The sequence below is a fragment of the Candidatus Polarisedimenticolia bacterium genome (assembly GCA_035764505.1).
Taxonomy (GTDB): domain Bacteria; phylum Acidobacteriota; class Polarisedimenticolia; order Gp22-AA2; family AA152; genus AA152.
In genome coordinates, this window is the sequence record DASTZC010000118.1 from 1 (window position 1) to 18,173 (window position 18,173).

The window sequence follows — 18,173 nt, forward strand, 5'->3', positions numbered from 1 at the left end:
GAAGGATCAAAGGGATCGACGCGCTGCAGCATGGCTTCCTGCCTTGACGCCACCCTCCTCGGGAGCGACTCCTCCACGTACCAGATGGCGCCGTCCCAGAGGACCGCGTTCCAGACCTGGGGCGAGATGTTCCGGGACCCAAGCATCGTCCACTGGATTGCCATCATCAGGAGGAAGGGGATGACCGCCTGGACCAGGAAGAAGACGAAACCGATGATCCCTGCGAGCAGGGTGAAGCGCCCTTTGGCTTCGTCGGAGACATAGCCTTTGGGCGTGCCGGTCGTCGGCTCGGGAGGAATGGGTTCCACGGAGCCTCCACCTCGGGTACAGCCGGGATCATAAAGGATCTAGGGGACGGAGGGTTCGCTGCCCTGAGGCTGGCGGATCGTGACCACCGGAATGGTGACGGCGTGCCGGACGGAGGAGATCGTCTGGCCTTTCATCATGTCGCCCAGCAGGCGATGGCCGTGACCGCCCAGGATCAGAAGATCGAGCTTGTTCTGCTTGGCGATCTCCACAAGAGCGTTGGAGGGAACTCCGTAGCCCAGGATGGAGCGGGCCCGGATGCCGCGCAGCTGCAGATCGGCCACGAGCGAGTCGAGATAGCGCCGCGCCTCCGCGGCATCCTTCCCTTCGGCGTCACTGCCGTAGACTTGCGCGCCGACCCCTTCCAGGACGTGGATGAGCACCAGCTCCGTGCTGGGATCCCGCACCAGGCCGAAGGCGTAGGCGAGGACTCCCTTGTCGTTGACCGAGCGATCCAGCGCCAGTCCGGCGGCCTTTACCTGCGGGACGACGAGGCCGCTGAGCACTTCCGAGGCCTCCAGGGGAACAGGCACGCCCGTCGCGCGGCGGCCGGGCAGGAAGGGACGCACCGTGATGTAGAGGAGCAGCCCCAGGCAGGCAACGACGATCGGCAGGGCGACGAATTTCGTCCAGGTGGAGGCCGGCGGCGGCAGTGCCATCCATTCCACCAGCAGGTCGTAGACCAGCTTGGTGTTGAGCGCGATGATGATGGCGGCTGAGATCCACGCCAGGACGCGCACCCAGCGCGCGCTGACGAACTCTCCCATGCGCTTGCGGTCGCTGGTGACCTGGATCAGAGGAATGATGGCGAAGGGGAGCTGCAGGCTCAGGATCACCTGGCTGACGATGAGCAGCTTGTAGGTACCGCTCTCGCCGGTGATGGCGATGACGATGACCGCCGGGATCAGCGCGATGGAGCGGGTAATCAGCCGCCGAACCCAGGGCTTGAGGCGGATCTGCAGGAACCCTTCCATGACGATCTGTCCCGCCAGCGTGCCGGTCAGCGTCGAGCTCTGCCCCGAGCAGAGCAGGGCGATGGCGAAGGCCGTGGAAGCCACGGCGGTCCCCAGCAGCGGCGCCAGCAGCGTGTGGGCCTGCTGGATCTCGGTCACCTCGATGCCGCGCGTGTAGAAGGTCGCCGCCGACATCACCAGAATCGCGGCGTTGACGAAGAACGCCGCGTTGAGCGCCACCGTCGTGTCGATCAGGTTGTACTTGCAGGCCCGCCGGATCGCCTCCGGGTTGCGGCCGATCTTGCGCGACTGCACCAGCGCCGAGTGCAGGTAGAGGTTGTGCGGCATGACGGTCGCCCCGAGGATGCCGATGGCCACGAACAGCGCCTCGGGGTGCGAGAAGACGTAAGGGTTGGAGCCCGACAGCTTGGGGACGAAGCCCTGCAGCACCGAGCCCCACTGCGGATGCGACAGCAGGATCTCCAGCAGGAAGCAGCCGCCGATCGTCAGGACCAGTGTCAAAATGAAGGCTTCCATCTTGCGGATGCCCAGCCTCTGGATGGCCAGGAGCAGGAAGGTATCGAGCAGGGTGATGAAGCAGCCCCACATCAGGGGAATGCCGAACAACAAGTTCAGGCCGATGATCGTCCCGAGCACTTCCGCCAGATCGCAGGCGGCGATCGCCACCTCGCACAGAATCCAGAGCGCGAACCCCACCGGCCGCTCGAAGGAGGCCCGGCTCGCCTGCGCCAGGTCCATGCCCGAAGCCAGCCCCATGCGCGCCGACAGCGTCTGCAGCAGGACGGCCATGGCGTTCGACATCAGCAGGATCCAGATCAGCTCGTAGCCGAACCGGGCCCCTCCCTCGATGTCGGTGGCCCAGTTGCCGGGATCCATGTAGCCGACGCTGACCAGATACGCCGGTCCCGCGAAGGCGAACAGGCGGCGCCAGAAGCTGGTGTGGTCGACGAAGACGGAGGAGTGGACTTCCTCGAGGGAACGGGTCGGCAGGGCGCGGGCTTCAGTGCTCATCCCGTCTTCCTCATCTCCCTTACCTCGAGGGCGGAGGCCACCACCGGGCCGATCTGCACCCGCCGTCGTCCCAGGACCAGGCTGATGGGCCCGCCGAAAGGCGCCACGCCGGAGATGCGGAAGCGGCGGCCCGGCTCGATCCCCATGCCGCGCAGATGCTCCAGCAGCTCTGCGTCCTGATCGAGGCAGCGCAGGATCTCGCCGCGCGCTCCTTCTTTCATCGTCGCGAGGCGGACCGGAGGCGTGTCATCGGCGGAGGGGCCGTGCAGCGCCGGAATCGGATCGCCGTGCGGATCGCGCGACGGACGGCCCAGCATCTCGAACAGCCGGCGCTCGAGCTCATCGTCGGTGGCATGCTCCAGCCGCTCGGCGTGCCGGTGCACCTCCTCCCAGCCGAATTTCAGGTGCTCGACCAGGAACAGCTCCCAGAGGCGGTGCTTGCGTACCATGCGGCGCGCCGCCGCCTCCCCTTCGGGGGTCAGGCGCACACCGCGATAGGGGGTGTGGCGCAGCAGCTTGCGGTCGGCCAGCTTGCGGATCATGCCGGTCACGGAGGCTTCGGCGACTCCCAGCCGCCGCGCGATGGCCGAGGTGCCGACCGGACGCTTCTCGCGCCCCAGCTGGTAGATCGCCTTGAGGTAGTCGTCGACTACGTCGCTCATGCCGGCCCCATTCCTGTCCGACCGAATCGAGATGTTAGGAATATACAAACTTCGGTTTAGGAATGCAAAACTTTTGTGCGAAAATTTTTTTCAGCGGCGGGCGGCTTCCTCGGGGACCCGCTCCACCCGCCGGGTCGTCCCGGTCTCGGGGGGGTGGATGATTCCCTGCTCCATCCACCGGTGCCGTCCTTCCAGGACGCGGCGCGAGACGCCGTATTTGACGGCATCCTCGTTGTGCCAGATGGCCCGGAAGCCGCCGGCGATACGGCGCCGCAGGTTGCGGCAGCAGAGATCGGCCAGCTCCACCGCTTCGGCCCCACCCGGCACCCCGGCGCGGCGCATCGCCTGGGCGCGCGACACGGCGGCGATCATGGCGAACAGGTCGGCGCCGATCTCGACGCCGCGGAACAGCAGCGCCTGCTTCTTCTCCAGCTTGCCGCCGTAGACCATCATGGCGTGGAACAGGTTGCGCGCCAGGCGCCGGCTGGTGCGCTCCACGAAGCGCACGTGCCCGGCGAGAGGGCCGAACTCGCTGAAGCGAGGCCACCGACCCCATCCCAGCCAGCGCGTCGGATACCAGACGGCATAGAAGGCGATCACCCCCGGCAGCGCGGCCAGCTTCTTTCCCGCCGGGACCTTGGGATCCACCAGCGCGCCGGCGACCGCCAGGTGCCGGTCGACCGCCTCGCGCGCGATGAACAGGCGCATGATCTCGCTCGATCCCTCGAATATCAGATTGATGCGGCAATCGCGCAGGATGCGCTCCACCGGCACGGGAGATTCGCCGCGGTCGCGCAGGGAATCGGCTTTCTCGTAGCCGCGCCCGCCGCGCACCTGCACCGTCTGGTCGGCGATCTTCCAGGCGGTCTCGGTATTCCACATCTTGGCCACGGCCGCTTCCAGCCGGATGTCCTGCTCCCCCTTGTCGGCCATCTGGGATGCCAGCTCGGAGACCGATTCCATCGCGAAAGTGCCGGCGGCCATGTCGGCCAGAATCTGCCCGATCGCCTCGTGCTTGCCGACCGGCTGGCCCCACTGCACCCGCTTGCCGGCCCAGTCGCGGCAGATCTCCAGGCAGACTTTGCCGATTCCCGCGACCGAGGCGGGAAGCGTCAAGCGACCGGTGTTCAACGTCACCAGCGCCAGCTTCAGACCGCGTCCTTCCGCCCACAGGAGGTTCTCTTTCGGAACGCGCACGTTACGCAGGCGGATGACGGCGTTCTCAATGGCGTTGAGGCCCATGAAATGGCAGCGGTGGGTGACCTCGACTCCCGGCCAGGCGGTCTCGACGATGAAAGCGGAAATCTTGCGCGTGTCGGGGTGGCGCGCCATCACCACCAGCAGCTCGGCGACCGTGCCGTTGGTGCACCAGAGCTTCTCGCCGTCCAGGATGTAGCCCGAGCCATCGGGGCTGCGCGTGGCGGTGGTAGCGACGTTCGCCGGATCCGATCCGACGTCTGGCTCGGTCAGGGCGAAGGCGGAGATCGCGCCGGCGGCGCAGCGCGGCAGGTATTTCTTCTTTTGCTCCGGGGTCCCGAAGATCTTGAGCGGCTGCGGGACGCCGATCGACTGGTGCGCAGACAGCAGCGCCGTGACGCTGCCGTCGTGGCTCGTCACCAGCTGCATGACGCGGCAGTACTCCACCTGCGAGAAGCCAAGACCGCCGTATTCCTTCGGGATCTTCATGCCGAAGGCCCCCATCGCCTTCAGCCCATGGACCACCTCGGGAGGGATCTGCCCTTCGCGATCGATCCGATCGGGATCCACGCTTTCCTGCAGGAAGCGCTCCATGCGCTGGAAGAATTCCTGGAACTCGGGGCGGGGCGCCTCGCCGACCCCGGGGAAGGGATGCACCAGATCAAGGCGGAAACTGCCCAGGAACAGCTCCTTCAGGAAGCTGGGCTGGCGCCATTCCGCTTCGCGCGCCTCCTCGGCGACGCGGCGCGCTTCCCTCTCGCTCGCGGTGATGACCTTCTCGGGATTCTGGCTCACGGTCGATCCTTTCCGGCGGGCGGGGGGAACGCGGGCTGCGACGAGCCGGCCGTCATTGTACCACCCGCCGCGGGCCCCCGCAGGGCCGCGGCCAGCGCCGCGGCCGCGACTTCGTGGCCGCGGGCGGTCAGGTGCAACACTCCGGGAAAGAACAGAAGCTCCTCGTTTCCAGAATCGCGCGCGGCGCGCTGAAATTCCGGAGTGAGATCGACGAAGGCGAAGCCCATCTCCTCCGCTTTCGTCGCAAGGTACTCGCGCTGGCGCCGGCTGAACCAGGGCATCAGCTCCGCCAGCTCCGGATCCTGGAAGTCGATCTGTCCCTCGTAGGCGGTATAGGCCGAAGGAGTGTAGGCGACAATCGGCACGAAGCGGTGCTCCCGGGACAGCCTCATGAACTCCTCGAGCGCCGCGGTCAGGATTACGGGATCGAGATCTCCCGATCGCAAAGCACGCGCCGCCCTGACCTCGTCCTGGTCCACGTTGCCTGTATTAAAAGGTATGTCTCCGCCGGGCAAGCGCAAGCGATAGTGAAAATCGGGCGGCGGCTCCTCCCCGGTCGGGATCCCCGCCACGCGGTACAGTATCCTCCTGATTCCATGATGGATCGCCCGCGATCCGACCACCACCAGGTTGTAGGCATAGCTGGTCCTCCCCAGGGGGCGCCCTTTCAGGGCACGCCGCGCCGGGGCGCCGGCGCCGGCTCCCACCGCCTGGCGATATTGCTGGAAGCTCTGGGCGTCCCGCAGATCGTTGCCTTCGTAATAGTTGAGGATCACGACGCGTGGCTGTCGAGCCAATCCGAAGCGCCTGAGGATCTCGAGGTGCTCGTAGAGGCCGATCCCGGGGCTTCCCAGGTTGATTGCCGAAGCGTCGAGCCGCGAGGCGACCAGGGCCGGCCAGCTCCGGTCGGGCTCCACTCCCGTGCACCAGGTGAACGAATCTCCCAGGGCCACCAGCTCGCGCTGCCGCGGCTGCGCCGCGCTGCTCCACCTGCCGTTGCAGAAACCCTCCTCGTCCATGACGACCGTGTGGACGAAATGATCGTCCGGCACGTCGAGCGTCACTTTTGCGCGCGGACGGAAGAGACGCATCTTCCGGGGAGGTCCGCCATCCGTGCGCTCCAGGAAGCGCACCGTCGCCTCCGTGGGAAATCCGAGGCGCGCCGCAATCTGCTCGCGGGCGGCGGGATTGAAGTCGACGAGCAGAAAAGGCGGGATGAGCGACGGGAAGAGGCGCAGGCACAATTCGAGAAGCAGCAGCGTGATAGGGAATACGACCAGGATCCAGGCGATTCGCGACAATGCTCTTCGTGCGGGCAAGTAAACCCTCTCGGGGAATGACCGACCGCAACGCTAAGCCGCCCGCCGGGGGCTGTCAACCCTTGCGGGAGGAGGCTGTCGGAGGGGCCGGACGCGGCCGGAAAGGCTTCACAGCCGGGCGTCTCTGATAAGATTGGAGGCCTATTGCGCGCGACGCGACGGGAGAATGAAGGAATGGGCCCGATCGAACCCCCCAAGCTCAAGCCTGGAATGACCCTCGAAAAAGCAGAAGCAGCGGCGGCACCGGAAAAGACCCGCGCCGACGCCGGCCATGTCATCACCGGCAAGGCCCTTGTCTTCTTCGATCCCAGGAATCCGGGCAAGAAGCTCGACGCGATCGACACCGATCAGATCACGCCCGCGGCCGACTGCGTCTCCGAGAGCCTCGACACGCTCGACGAGCGCTGGAAGGCGGGTTCGTTCCGCTACCTGATGCCCGATTTCGGAGAGCGGGTGCGGCGCGGAGAGAACTTCTTGATCGCCGGGGATCGCTTTGCCATCGGCTCGTCGCGTGAGATGTCGCCGGCGGGGCTCAAGGGGGTGGCGGAAGCGGCCGGGCTGGAGATGGTGATCGTCTGCGGCAACAACATGGGGGACATCTTCCGGCGCAACGCCTTGAACCTGGGGCTGGAGGTCGTCCAATCGCCCGAGGCGGTCGCCGACGCGCGCGATGGCGACGAGTTCCGATTCGACACTCACAGCCGCGAGCTGGCGAATGTGACCCAGGGGAGGCAGTACACGGTCAAGCCGCTCACGGCGCGGGAGGAGGAGATCCGGCGCGGCGGCGGCATCTTCGCCGTCGGCCGGCGCGATTTCCTTGAATCGCTGCGCAATCCGCCCGCGATCGGGTTCCCGCCGGAGCGCGAGGCGCGGCGCATGACCTCGACCGAGCAGATCGTCTGGGCCCACCGCGTCGACAAGACGGCGCGTGTCGCCCCGGGCGAGACGCTGCGGGTCTACGCCGACCTGCTCCCCGCCTCGGACGGCACCGGTCCCTTTTCGATCTACACCTTCAACCGGATTACCGGGGGGAACACGATCTTCCCGCGGCGTGCCGCTTTCGCCAGCGACCACTTCGTCTTCACCGGCAAGGAAGCGGACGAGAGGCAGACCTCGATCTCGCGCCAGTTCGCCAAGGTGCACGGCATCGAGTCTCCTTATTTCGCCACGCCGGGCGACGGGATATTCCATTTCTATTTCCCCGAGCAGGGGCTCATCGTCCCGGGGGGCTTCTATCCCGGCGCCGATTCCCACAGCCGAGCCTATGGCGCCTATGGCGCGGTGGGACTCGGAGTCGGCAGCACGACGCTGGGCTACGGCTGGGCCACGGGGGCGATTTACTTCACGCTCGCGGCGCAGCGGCGCGTGGTCTTCGCGGGAAAGCTGCAGCCCTGGGTGAACGGCAAGGACGTGGTGCTGGAGCTGCTGCGGCGCTGGGGCGCGGCGCAATCGCGCGGCATGTGCGTGGAGTTCGTCGACGCCGATCGTCAGCTGCCGATCCCGTTCCGCAACACCATCGCCAACATGATGGCCGAGGGAGAAGCGCAGAACGGCATCTTCGCCCAGGACGAGATCACCACCCGGTGGTTCGCGGAGCGCGGCATCTCGTTGCCCTATCCGCAGGTCCAGCCGGGCGCGGAGGCGCGGTACGAAGTTGATGAGACGTTGAAGCTTCAGGACGTGGTGCCGATGGTGGCCAAGCCCTACTCTCCGGGCAACGCCTTCCCGGCGGAAGAGATCGCGAAAGAGCGGATCACCTTCGACAAGGCGCTCATCGGGTCGTGCACCAACGGCGGCTATGAAGATCTGCTCGGCGCGGCGCTCGTCCTGCGTGCGGCGCGCGATGCCGGCGCGAGCCGCATCGCGGGAAAGACGGAATTCGTCATCTTCCCGGGCAGCGGACTGGTCAAGAAGCGGATCGAGATGCCGGAGGCGCGGCTGGCAGGAGAGTCGATCGGTGAAGTCTTCCGCAGCGTCGGCGGAGTCATCCGGGAATCTTGGTGCGGTCCCTGCTTCGGACAGGGCCCCGACGCCCTGACCAAAGGGCAGCGCGCCGTCACCAGCTTCAATCGCAACTGGCAGAACCGGATGGGAGTCGGAGGAGAAGGGTACCTGGCGAGCCCGCAGGTGGTGGCGGCCTCGGCGCTCCTCGGCTACATCGCCTCTCCATCGGATCTCGGCCTCGCCTGGAACCCCGAGCGCTTCGCAGTCTAGCCACGGGAGCCGAGACCCCGTTACCCCGACCGGCTCTTCGCGGGACCCTGCGCCGCCCGCCCTTAAGACTGGGCCCGTCTTCCCCGGATCAGCTCAAACATTTTCAGTGCGGCAGGTATGCTGGCGCTCACCGCGCCGATGAACGCGGTCGATAGGTTGAGAAACTGAGGCTGCGTGAGGAAGAACACGAAGGCCACGACGATGGCCGCAGCCACGCTGGTTCCGCGGATCGTGTGCCAGGGCTGCCAGGCCGCCTTGCGCATCCCGCCGATCCCCTCGCCGCGTCCGAGAAGGATCACGTACCTGGCGAAGCTCTCGTTCATGGCTTTCAAGGCCGGGTTGCGCGCGATCAGCCCCTTTTCCCACAGGCTGCGAATCACCGAAGGCCTGGCGTTGATGAACGGGTCGTCGGCGAGGTCGAACAAGGCCAGCTTTTCCTCCACCGAGCAGGTCGCCCAGAGGGAGCGGTAGTAGGCCTGCGCCCGCCCGAGGACCTCGCCAATCACCTGATCCTTGCTCGAGAGTCCGTCGACAGGCAGAGACAGGATATCCATTCCAACGCGGCGCAGCGTGGCGGTTGGGCTGCATTCCAGCCGCAGCGCCACGGCAGCCTCTGCGCGTAGCTTCGCTCGCTCAATCGCCTCCTGCAGCCGCTCCCTCGAAACGCCGTCCGATTCGTCCTCGGTTGCATTGAACCTTCGGCTGAAGGTGCTCCAGACCCGCGCCCAACAATCCAGGCTCGCGGCGTCAATCCGCTCCCGGCTCTTGCGCGGGCTCGGCTCGTTTCCCTTGCCGGGCTTCGCTTCATCCTCGGCGCCGCCAACCGGAAAGCTCATGGGGTCGGCAGCCGAGCAGACCACGATGCGGCACTTCATGAGGAGAAGCTGTTCCAGCAGCCGCATCTTCCAGCGGTTGCGAGCCGGATCGTCCTGCAGCGTCTCGAAGTGGTCGATGGCCACGACCTTCCCGGACTGCGGCGCCAGCTGCGCCAGCGTCTCGTCCCATTTCCCCGCCGCCTCGACCTGGCGAATGTCGATCCGCTGGAACTCGGGCCCCGCGATAAGCCGGCTCTTTCCAGAAAGCGGCGGGCCGAGCACCAGGGTATTCACCTGGACTTCGCCCAGGACCCTGTTCTCAGCAGGTCGGGCCGAAGGGAGCGACAGGTCGATGCAGAACAGCTTGCGCAGCACCGAGCGCACCAGCAGGTAGAGAAGCACGGGCAGGAGAGCGAACCCCAGCAACACTCCAAGCCATCCCGGCGCCGTGGTCGGCAACGACAGGAGAGGCACCTCGGATCCCAGGGGGAGATGATCCCCCGCCCCGCCGGGTCCCTTCACGAGGGACACGTGGCCCGGACCGACAATCCATTGGCGCGTGCAGTCATCCGAGGAGTCATGCAGGAGATTGTGCGTCTGCACCGAAAACTCGTTGTAGAGGGGCCGAATCACCTCGAGAACCTCGTCGAACAGATGTCCCCGGGAGGCCTCCTCGAATCGGTGCTTGCTGGAGGTGCAGCGGGGCGTGTCATTTCGGGGAGGGAGAACCGTGGTATTGAAGAAGAATCCATAATAAAGGTCGGTGTTGTCCTGCAGCCGATGCGCCACGAAGGAAGGAGTCGCCGGGATGTCTCGATAGTACTGGTTGACTCTCTCCCTGCGCTCGGCGATGGCGCGCGCCAATCCGAGCTGTCCGTGCTTGACGAGTACTTCCATCTCCGTGTCATGGGTCGCCCGGAAACAGCCGATCGCGGGCACCACACTGAGGAGAACGACCAGAGAAACGGCGAGCAGGACGTAGGTCGTCAGGGAGCTCGGCCAGGGGAAGGATCCTCTCAGTGAGCCGATGCGAGGCCATCGGATGAGCCTGCGCGGGAAGGCGACCAGCGGAACGCATGCGCCCATGACGACGCCTTGTAGAATCGTCACGGCCAGGATCCCGTCCCGTTGCGGCTCCCGATGGGCCTGGAGCCGCTCCAGGATACCGAGCGCAAGGAGCACCATGGGGAGGGCCGTCAGGGCCGCGAAGTAGGGTGCTCGCCGCCACGCGGAATCCGTCTCGGCCTTCAACCTGACGCAATTCAGCAGGAGCGCAAACGGCGGCAGTGCGAATGCCATGAGGGGAATGTGGTGATGAACCGTCGTGAACAGCCGGCTCGCGCAGATCAGGATGAGCACGAGGTTGGCCGCCAGCAGCTGCCGCTCCGCCGGCGCGCGCCGTGCGTCGTGCCACATCCACTCGGGGCCCGAGAAGCATAGGATGAGAGCCGGCAGCAGGAGGAGGCATGCGTACAGAAGGTAGAGAATGATCGAGGCGGAGAGAAGCTCCAGGTTCGCGGTGCACTCGATCTCCTTGTCGCGGAATGTGACGAGGGTCCAGGGCACGTCCTTCATCGGAGTGACATACAGACGGTGTCCGCGCCCTGTATAGGACACGTCGACCCAATCGGCCGCCCGCGCGCTCACCCTGGCCCGCAGGGCGCGGCTCTGGTCGCACTCGGCGAAGAAGTCCTCGACGAGCACCCGCTTCGAGTCGGAATGGAAGAGGAGGCGTCCCTGCTCGTCGAGGATGGCATAGCCGAACCCGGGCGGAGCCACGACATCGCGCAAGGAGACGAGGTGAGGGATCAAGGTCTCCACGCAACCTCCCCGGCAGGGACCGGGTCTCGATAGGACCGACAATGACCGGCCCGTATTCGCCGACAGGACGGTATCGAGGAAAAAGGGCTTGTCTTCTCCGGCCATCGGCCACCCGCGCTCCTCGTCGATGGTCCGGAAGTAGTCCCGCTCGCTGACGTCGATATTCGCGCGGGTCCGTCGCTCGGTCGTCCATTTGGCGAACTGCTTGCCGGCCCTCTTATCGGCGCCACCTGCCGCCGACGCCCTCGCCCCCGGGTGGACCAGCGTGAGAACTTCGAAGTAAGGGGCGCCGCGCTCGATGTCGAGCCAGGCCGGAGGATGCGCGAGAATCCTCTCCTGCTCTTGCTCCTTGAAGTCCGAGGAGGAACGGTCGAAGCGGTTCAGCATCGCGGTCAGCTGCGTGAGTTCGAGATGAAAGTGTTTATCCATCTCCTCCGCGAACCTCTGGAGCTGCAGGTCCAGCTTGCCCCGCAATTGCACGTAGCTCCACATGTCGAGAACGAAGAAGACTGCCAGGCCGGTCAGCAGGAGGACGGAAGCGCTGATGAAGATGCCGTCCCTGATGCCCAGACGATCGGTCGCCTGCAGGCTCCAGAGCTTGACCAGCGGCCAGCTCGCGGTAATCGTGATGAAGAGAAACAGGATGACGATCAGCAAGGTGTACGAGAGCGACGTGCTCTCGGCCCGGAAACGGTCCTTCCGCACCAATCCGCACAGGCTCCAATTGACCACGGACTCGGACGAAGGAGCTTCCGGGCGCCCCTTGGAGAGGGAAACCCTGACCGGCTGAACGAAGAGGCGGTAAGGGGCGCCGCCCAGGTTCAAGAGGTAGACGTCGGTCGAGGCCAGGACCTTGCTGTACGGCACCTCTTCCCCTGATTCATTCGTGACGACGCCGATTTGCGTGAGCCTGGGTCCCGAGTTCGCCCGCCGGTAGATGACCTTCGTGTCGTTGTCAACGATGAGCAGATCGTCGAAGGGCTGGTCGTTGATCGTGCCCAGCAATTCGTCCAGGGCCGTCGCGACTCGGAAGCTCGCGACACAGCGATCACCAGCCGCCCCCGTGAACTGGAATTCCAATCTGAATTGGCCCCCTTCCTGAATCGGTGCCAGGACCACGCCGGGCTCCTGCTTGTGACGGGGCTCCAGGCTCGGGGCACCGACAAGCTTCAGCGCAGGCGCAAGCTCGAGCTGCTCCTTCAGGTTCTTCGAGAACATTTCCTTGTTGCAGGTGCTTCCCGATTTCGATTTCGACGCGTCCCAGGACTTGCTCACCATGTTTCCCAGCACGTCATTGGCATAGTTCTCGATCATCAGCGTGAGCCGGTCGCTCTGGGCGCCCAGAAGCCGGAAGTTTCGGGTAATCAGATAGGTCCTTTGGCGGGATATATAGATGTAGGCAAACGTCCCGAAGGAGATCGCCAGCAACATCAGGACCATGGCAACGACCCCGAAGGTCCGCAGGTCGGTGCTCCGTCCGCGCATGGTCTCCTCCTCTTGGGTGCCTTTCCGAAGGACCCGGATCCGGCGGTTGCCGCGAGCTTTTAGGCGAATTGGACCTTCATGTCCCGCCTGGACGAACTTTCAGGGCGCAAGTGGAGATGGAGCCTCTATACTAGGTAAACGCGTCGGGAGGGGGATTTGCACGGACTATTTATGGAGGGGTCGGTACCCGCCGCCTTCGAGTGCCTGACGCCTTGCATGCGAACCCCCGGAAGGGCAGGGATTCGGGAGCCATGAAGAAGTGTCCCGGATGCGGCCTGGAGATGCCCGGGAGCCAGGCCGTCTACGATCAGTATTACAACGCTTCACCCGAGTGCTGGTCGGTCTATACCGAAGTCCTGGGGGCCGAGTTCCAGAACGCGCCCCTCTTCGGCCAGGTCCATATGATGACCGTCGACACGTACGCCGTGCAGCATGCCGGCGGTCCCCATCCCGACAAGTCGGTCTTCATTCACCTGGCGGGTCTCTATCTGACGCAGGAGCGGGGAATCGCGCCCACCAAAGTTCCTCCGCAACTCCAGCGACTCGCCACGGAGATGAAGGTGTGGCCGCACTTCACTCCGCCGGAGCTCATCGGGCCCTTGACGGTTTTCGACGTGGCGACGGCCGGGTCGCCGGTGGCGCATGCGCGGATCGTCCGGGATTGGGCCGCGCAGGTCTGGCGGGCGTGGAGCGATCATCATGCCGCCATCGCCGCGCTGGTCTCGCAGTATGTGGAGTTGCCCGCCGCGGCCTCGCAGCGCGCGAGCAGCCCGCCGGCCTCCTCGACCTCGACCTAGACACAAGATGCTGGAAGCCTCGAGGTTCCTTCTGGTTCCCCTGCTCGGCGCGGCCGGATGGGTGCTGGCGACCCGGCTGCCGCGCGCCAGCGCGATCCTGACGCTGGCGGCGGCTTTGGGCCTGCTGGCGATCTGGAGCCTGGGACTCGCGTCGGGCCTGTTCGGGCTGCCGCTGGGCATCCATCGCAGACTGGCGCAGATCCTGGTCATGTCCGCCTGGGTCGCCGCACCCTTCGCGACCGGGACTTTCGTGAGCCGCGGCGTGGTCGACCAGGAGAACCGGGAGCTGCTGGGCGCGCTCACCGTCGTGCTCTCCCTGATTCTGGTGATGGGCGCCTCGTTCACCGGCATGATGGGACCGACGCACGGCGCGCTCGGCTCCGGCAATTCCTCGCGCTTCATGGTGCTGCACCTGATCGCGCTGCCGCTCCTCAGCGGCCTCGGGCTGGCCGCCTGGGCGTATCTGGCCTGGCGGTCGCGGGAGTCCTGAACCGATGTGGTCGTTCAAGGATCACTTCTCCGGAGTCTCCGAAGCCTACTCGGAGTTCCGGCCCCGCTATCCGGAAGCGCTGTTCAACTTCCTGGCCGACATCGCTCCCGAGCGGCGCGTTGCGTGGGATTGCGCCGCCGGCAACGGCCAGGCGAGCCTGGATCTGGCGCTGCACTTCGATCAGGTGATCGCCACCGACGCGAGCGAGCAGCAGCTGGCCGCGGCGCCCGACCATCCTAAAGTTACCTACCTCGTGGCGCCGGCGGAGCAGAGCGGGCTGGCCGATTCGAGCATCGACCTGATCGCCGTCGCGCAGGCGCTGCACTGGTTCGATCGCGACGCCTTCTTCCGCGAGGCGAAGCGCGTCCTGGTCGAGAACGGGGTCTTGGCATGCTGGTGCTACTCCGCCGTGCGGATTCCGGACGACCGGGCCCTCGACGCGGCGCAGGAGCGTTTCTACAACGAGACGATCAAAGGATGCTGGCCCCCCGAGCGGGCACTCGTGGATGCCGAATACACGACCATCCCCTTTCCCTTCGAGGAGATTCCAGCCCCCCAATTGTTCATCGAAGCTCGCTGGAGCCTGCCGCGCCTGCTCGGCTACGTCGGCACCTGGTCCGCCGTCTCCCGCTACCGGAAGCTCACGGGCAGCGATCCCCTTCCCATCCTGGCGGAATCCCTGGCGCCGCATTGGGGGCCACCCGACTCCGAGCACCGTCTGGTCTGGAAGATAGGGATAAGGGTCGGCCGCCGAACGGCTTGATGGTCCGCTGCAGAGCGTTCAGTTCCGGCTTGTCTCTGAAGAAGACCGCCGGTGAGGCGCCGCTCCAGCCAGGCTCCTCACCGGCCGATGAATCTCAAACTCTCAAGGAATCAGCAGCAGGTCACGCCCACGCGACAGGAGCCGAGGGCGCCGCCGCAATCGGCGTCCGTCTGGCAGGGAGCGCCGCAGCTGCAGCGGCAGGTCTTGGGACGGCCCGGAGGCTTGGCAGAGAACATTTCGCCCGCAGACTCCGCTTTGCAGGCTCCGCCGTTGAGTGCCTGGAAGGCGAGAGTTTCTGGAGCCTGGAAATCCGCGGTACGAGAGCTGGCCGGCGCCGTTATCTCCGGAGATCCATGACTGTCATTGGTCACCGGACCGCCGGAGGCGGTATTGAAGGCGAACACGAACAGCACCGCTGTGAACAACGCTACGAGAGAGATACTTCCCGGCTTCAGGGATCGAGACATCGGATTCTCCTCCTGATTCATGGAAGGTTTGGGGAAGGGGACGTTCGAGGGATCTGGGCGAGCGGCGCGAGGCGGCGGGCGAGGCGTGTGTAGCGCCGGTCGATGTGGCTGTTCTCGACGGCGAGCGCCAGTGCTTCCTTGCTTCCCACGATCACCACGAGCTTGCGGCCGCGCGTGACGGCGGTGTAGAGCAGGTTGCGCTGCAGCATCACGTAGTGCTGCGTATGCAGCGGGATCACCACGCAGGGATACTCGCTCCCCTGCGCCTTGTGGATCGAGCAAGCGTAGGCCAGGACCAGCTCGTCGAGATCGGCGCTGTCGTAGGCGATGACGCGATCGTCGAAGCGCACCTGGACCTGGCGGTTCTCCGGGTCCATCCTCTCGATCCGGCCGATGTCGCCGTTGAAGACGTCGATCTGGTAGTTGTTCCGGATCTGCATCACCCGGTCGCCTGCCCGCAGCGTCCGATCGCCGCGCGACACCTGCTCCGTCCTGCGGTTCAGCAGCGCTCCCAGCTCCTGGTTCAGGTTCGTGGCCCCCACCTCGCCGCGATGCATCGGGGTGAGCACCTGGATCTCGTCGATCGGATCGAGCTCGAAGCGCCTGGGAATCTCTTCCGAGACGAGGCGCTTCACCGCGTCGAGGACCTCGGTCGGGTCGTCGCGCTCGATGAAGACGAAATCGCCCTCTTCGGAGGGGGGCTTGAGGAGCGGCATGTCGCCGCGGTTGATGCGGTGGGCATTGAGGATGATGAGGCTCTCCCGCGCCTGCCGGAAGATCTGCGTCAGCCGGCAGACCTGCACCGCGCCCGATTCGATGAGATCCCGCAGGACGTTGCCGGGGCCGACGGAGGGGAGCTGATCGACGTCGCCCACCAGCAGCAGCTGGCAATGCGCGGGCAGCGCCTTGAGCAGGTTGAAGAACAGGGTGATGTCCACCATCGACACCTCGTCCACCACCAGGAGGTCGACCTCCAGCGGGCGCGCCGCGTTCCTCTCGAAGGTCGCGGTGCGCGGGCTGAACTCCAGCAGCCGGTGCAGCGTGCGCGAGTCGCGCCCGGTGAGATCAGTCAGCCGGCGTGCCGCGCGGCCCGTCGGGGCGGCGAGCTGGATGACACGGTCCTTCTTCTCCAGGATCGAGACGATGCCGTTGATCAGGGTGGTCTTTCCCGTCCCCGGGCCGCCGGTGATCACCAGCACCTTGCTGTGCATGGCGCGTCGGATCGCCTCGCGCTGCTCCTCCGCCAGGGTGATCCGCCGGCGCGCCTCGAACCATTCGAGCGCCTTGTCCACGTCGATCTCGATGGGGCGCACCGGCGTGGCGAGCAACGCCTGCATCCGGGCCGCGGCTCCGATTTCCGCCGTATGCAGCGGGGGGAGGAAGATGGCATCCTGGCCCCCGCCCTCCCCCGGCTCGAGAACGATGCAGCGCGTCGGGACCAGCTCCGCGAGCGCCTGCTCCACGATCGCCGCCTCCACCTCGAGGAGCTTGGCGGCGGTCGAAACGAGCAATCCGCGGGGCAGGAAGGAATGGCCGTCCGAGGTGCTCTCTTCCAGGACATGCAGCAGGCCGGCCTGCGCCCGGCGCGTGGAGGTGCGCGGCATCCCCTGCCCCAGCGCGATCCGATCGGCCGTCTTGAAGCCGATACCGTAGATCTCCAGCGCCAGTCGGTAAGGGTCCTCCTTGATGACCGTGACCGCGTCGTCCTGGTAGGCATGGCTGATGCGGCCGGCGAAGACCGGCGACACACCGAGCGATTGCAGGAGGACCATCAACTCGCGCACGTCGCGCTGCTCGACCCAGGCGCGGCGCAGCGCCTCGATGCGCACCGGGCCGAGCCCTTCGACTTCGGACAACCTCTCCGGATGGGTGTCGATGATTTCCAGCGTGTCGGCGCCGAAGGTCTCCACCAGGCGCCGGGCGATGACCGGTCCCAGCCCGCGGACCATCCCGGAGCCGAGGTACTTCTCGATGCCCGCCACGGTCGCGGGCCTTAGCGTCTCGAAGGCCTCGACCCGGAACTGCTCCCCGAAGCGCCGGTCCAGGACCCAGCGCCCCGACATCCGCAGACTCTCGCCCGGCTGCACTCCCAGAAGGTTGCCCACCGCGGTGACGGGATCGCGCTTCCCCGTCACCGTGAGGCGTACCACGCTCCAGGCGCTCTCCTCGTTGGCGTAGACGACCCGCTCGAGGATCCCCTCGAGCCGCGTCGATTCGGGAATTTCCCGGCTCATGAGATGTTCCGGCTCCTTTTCCGCAGGCGCCTCTTCAGATGCAGGGCGCGATCCATGACCCCGGAGCCGAAGACCCGGGGGCGATAGTCTAAACCGCTTCCGGCCCTGCGTCCCCACGTGGTCAGTCCGAGCGTTCCGATTTGGTCGAACCAGGGACCGGCACGAAAGGATTCCTCGGCCACTTTTCGGGGGCCGGGATGGGCCGCGAGATCGGTGGAGTCGTGCAGGAGCACGAAGCCTCCGGGCTCGAGATGCGGCAGCCAGGCCTCCAGGTCCCCGCGGGCCGCCTCCTCGGAATGGTCGCCGTCGATCAGCAGGATGCGGATCGGGCCGCACCAACCAGCCGCATACTCCCTCGATGGGGCGACTTCGACGCTCACCCACTCCTCCGCGCCGAAGTGGGCCAGATTCTCCCGCAGCTCCGCCTCGGTGCGATAGACATGGGGATCCACTGCGAACACACGGCCGGCGCCGCGCCGGCGCAGGCCGAGCGCGAAGCAGAGCGTCGAGCGGCCGCGAAACGAGCCGATCTCCACCACGGCCCCGCTTCCCGGGCTTTCCCGGGCGAGGCGGTAGAAGAAGGCCGCCTCGTGACCGTAGAGGTAGCCGTCCACCTGCGACAGAACCGGGGCAATCTCGCCGCTCCCCGCGAAGACGATGCTTTCCGCGGCCTCGAGACGACGGCGCAGGGCGTCCTTCCAGGTTCCTATCTTTCGGACGGTCATTGAAACTCCCGGGAGGGACCTCGCCGGTAAGGAAATACACGCCCAGGGCCTTGGCGCCGGCCCAGGCCCGACCCTGCTGGAGTAGAATACGTCACCCG

The 18,173-nt window shown here is 66.1% G+C and carries 13 protein-coding genes; 4 read left to right on the forward strand and 9 right to left on the reverse strand.

Features of this window, described 5'->3' with window-relative positions; all coding sequences use genetic code 11:
- The 5 genes from VFW45_08345 to VFW45_08365 form a co-directional block, all read right to left on the reverse strand.
- The coding region (locus VFW45_08345) for a hypothetical protein (GenBank protein HEU5180788.1) at positions 1–308 on the reverse strand (308 nt) is incomplete at its 3' end.
- A 39-nt stretch (positions 309–347) separates the two neighbouring features.
- A complete protein-coding gene (locus VFW45_08350; GenBank protein HEU5180789.1) occupies positions 348–2,291 on the reverse strand; it encodes an Nramp family divalent metal transporter in 1,944 nt (647 codons plus the stop codon).
- Positions 2,288–2,953, reverse strand: coding sequence for a metal-dependent transcriptional regulator (locus VFW45_08355; protein ID HEU5180790.1), 666 nt, complete (start codon positions 2,951–2,953; stop codon positions 2,288–2,290). The genes VFW45_08350 and VFW45_08355 overlap by 4 nt, the downstream gene beginning before the upstream one ends.
- A 90-nt stretch (positions 2,954–3,043) precedes the next feature.
- Complete coding sequence (locus VFW45_08360; GenBank protein HEU5180791.1) at positions 3,044–4,945, reverse strand: acyl-CoA dehydrogenase family protein; 1,902 nt, start codon at positions 4,943–4,945, stop codon at positions 3,044–3,046.
- Positions 4,942–6,246 carry a hypothetical protein gene (locus VFW45_08365; GenBank protein ID HEU5180792.1) on the reverse strand — a complete coding sequence of 435 codons (1,305 nt, stop codon included), beginning with the start codon at positions 6,244–6,246 and terminating at the stop codon, positions 4,942–4,944. The genes VFW45_08360 and VFW45_08365 overlap by 4 nt, the downstream gene beginning before the upstream one ends.
- A gap of 192 nt (positions 6,247–6,438) precedes the next feature.
- Here VFW45_08365 and VFW45_08370 point away from each other — a divergent pair, with 192 nt between their 5' ends.
- Positions 6,439–8,478 carry an aconitase family protein gene (locus VFW45_08370; protein HEU5180793.1) on the forward strand — a complete coding sequence of 680 codons (2,040 nt, stop codon included), beginning with the start codon at positions 6,439–6,441 and terminating at the stop codon, positions 8,476–8,478.
- A 62-nt stretch (positions 8,479–8,540) separates the two neighbouring features.
- Here VFW45_08370 and VFW45_08375 read toward each other — a convergent pair whose 3' ends face one another.
- Complete coding sequence (locus VFW45_08375) at positions 8,541–12,599, reverse strand: hypothetical protein (protein HEU5180794.1); 4,059 nt, start codon at positions 12,597–12,599, stop codon at positions 8,541–8,543.
- A 251-nt stretch (positions 12,600–12,850) separates the two neighbouring features.
- Here VFW45_08375 and VFW45_08380 point away from each other — a divergent pair, with 251 nt between their 5' ends.
- Genes VFW45_08380 through VFW45_08390 form a run of 3 tightly spaced genes read left to right on the forward strand, consistent with a single transcriptional unit; the run spans position 12,851 to position 14,649 of the window.
- Positions 12,851–13,396, forward strand: coding sequence for a DUF5946 family protein (locus VFW45_08380; GenBank protein HEU5180795.1), 546 nt, complete (start codon positions 12,851–12,853; stop codon positions 13,394–13,396).
- 7 nt (positions 13,397–13,403) lie between these two features.
- Complete coding sequence (locus VFW45_08385) at positions 13,404–13,886, forward strand: hypothetical protein (protein ID HEU5180796.1); 483 nt, start codon at positions 13,404–13,406, stop codon at positions 13,884–13,886.
- 4 nt (positions 13,887–13,890) lie between these two features.
- On the forward strand, positions 13,891–14,649 hold the full coding sequence (locus tag VFW45_08390; protein ID HEU5180797.1) for a class I SAM-dependent methyltransferase: 759 nt from the start codon (positions 13,891–13,893) through the stop codon (positions 14,647–14,649).
- A gap of 110 nt (positions 14,650–14,759) precedes the next feature.
- On the opposite strand, the gene VFW45_08395 is transcribed toward VFW45_08390, so the two are convergent.
- The 3 genes from VFW45_08395 to VFW45_08405 are packed head-to-tail and all read right to left on the reverse strand — an operon-like array spanning position 14,760 to position 18,075.
- Positions 14,760–15,116, reverse strand: coding sequence for a hypothetical protein (locus tag VFW45_08395; GenBank protein HEU5180798.1), 357 nt, complete (start codon positions 15,114–15,116; stop codon positions 14,760–14,762).
- Positions 15,117–15,133: 17 nt separating this feature from the next.
- A complete protein-coding gene (locus VFW45_08400) occupies positions 15,134–17,350 on the reverse strand; it encodes an ATP-dependent RecD-like DNA helicase (protein ID HEU5180799.1) in 2,217 nt (738 codons plus the stop codon).
- A complete protein-coding gene (locus VFW45_08405) occupies positions 17,347–18,075 on the reverse strand; it encodes a class I SAM-dependent methyltransferase (GenBank protein ID HEU5180800.1) in 729 nt (242 codons plus the stop codon). The genes VFW45_08400 and VFW45_08405 overlap by 4 nt, the downstream gene beginning before the upstream one ends.
- Positions 18,076–18,173 lie beyond the last annotated feature (98 nt).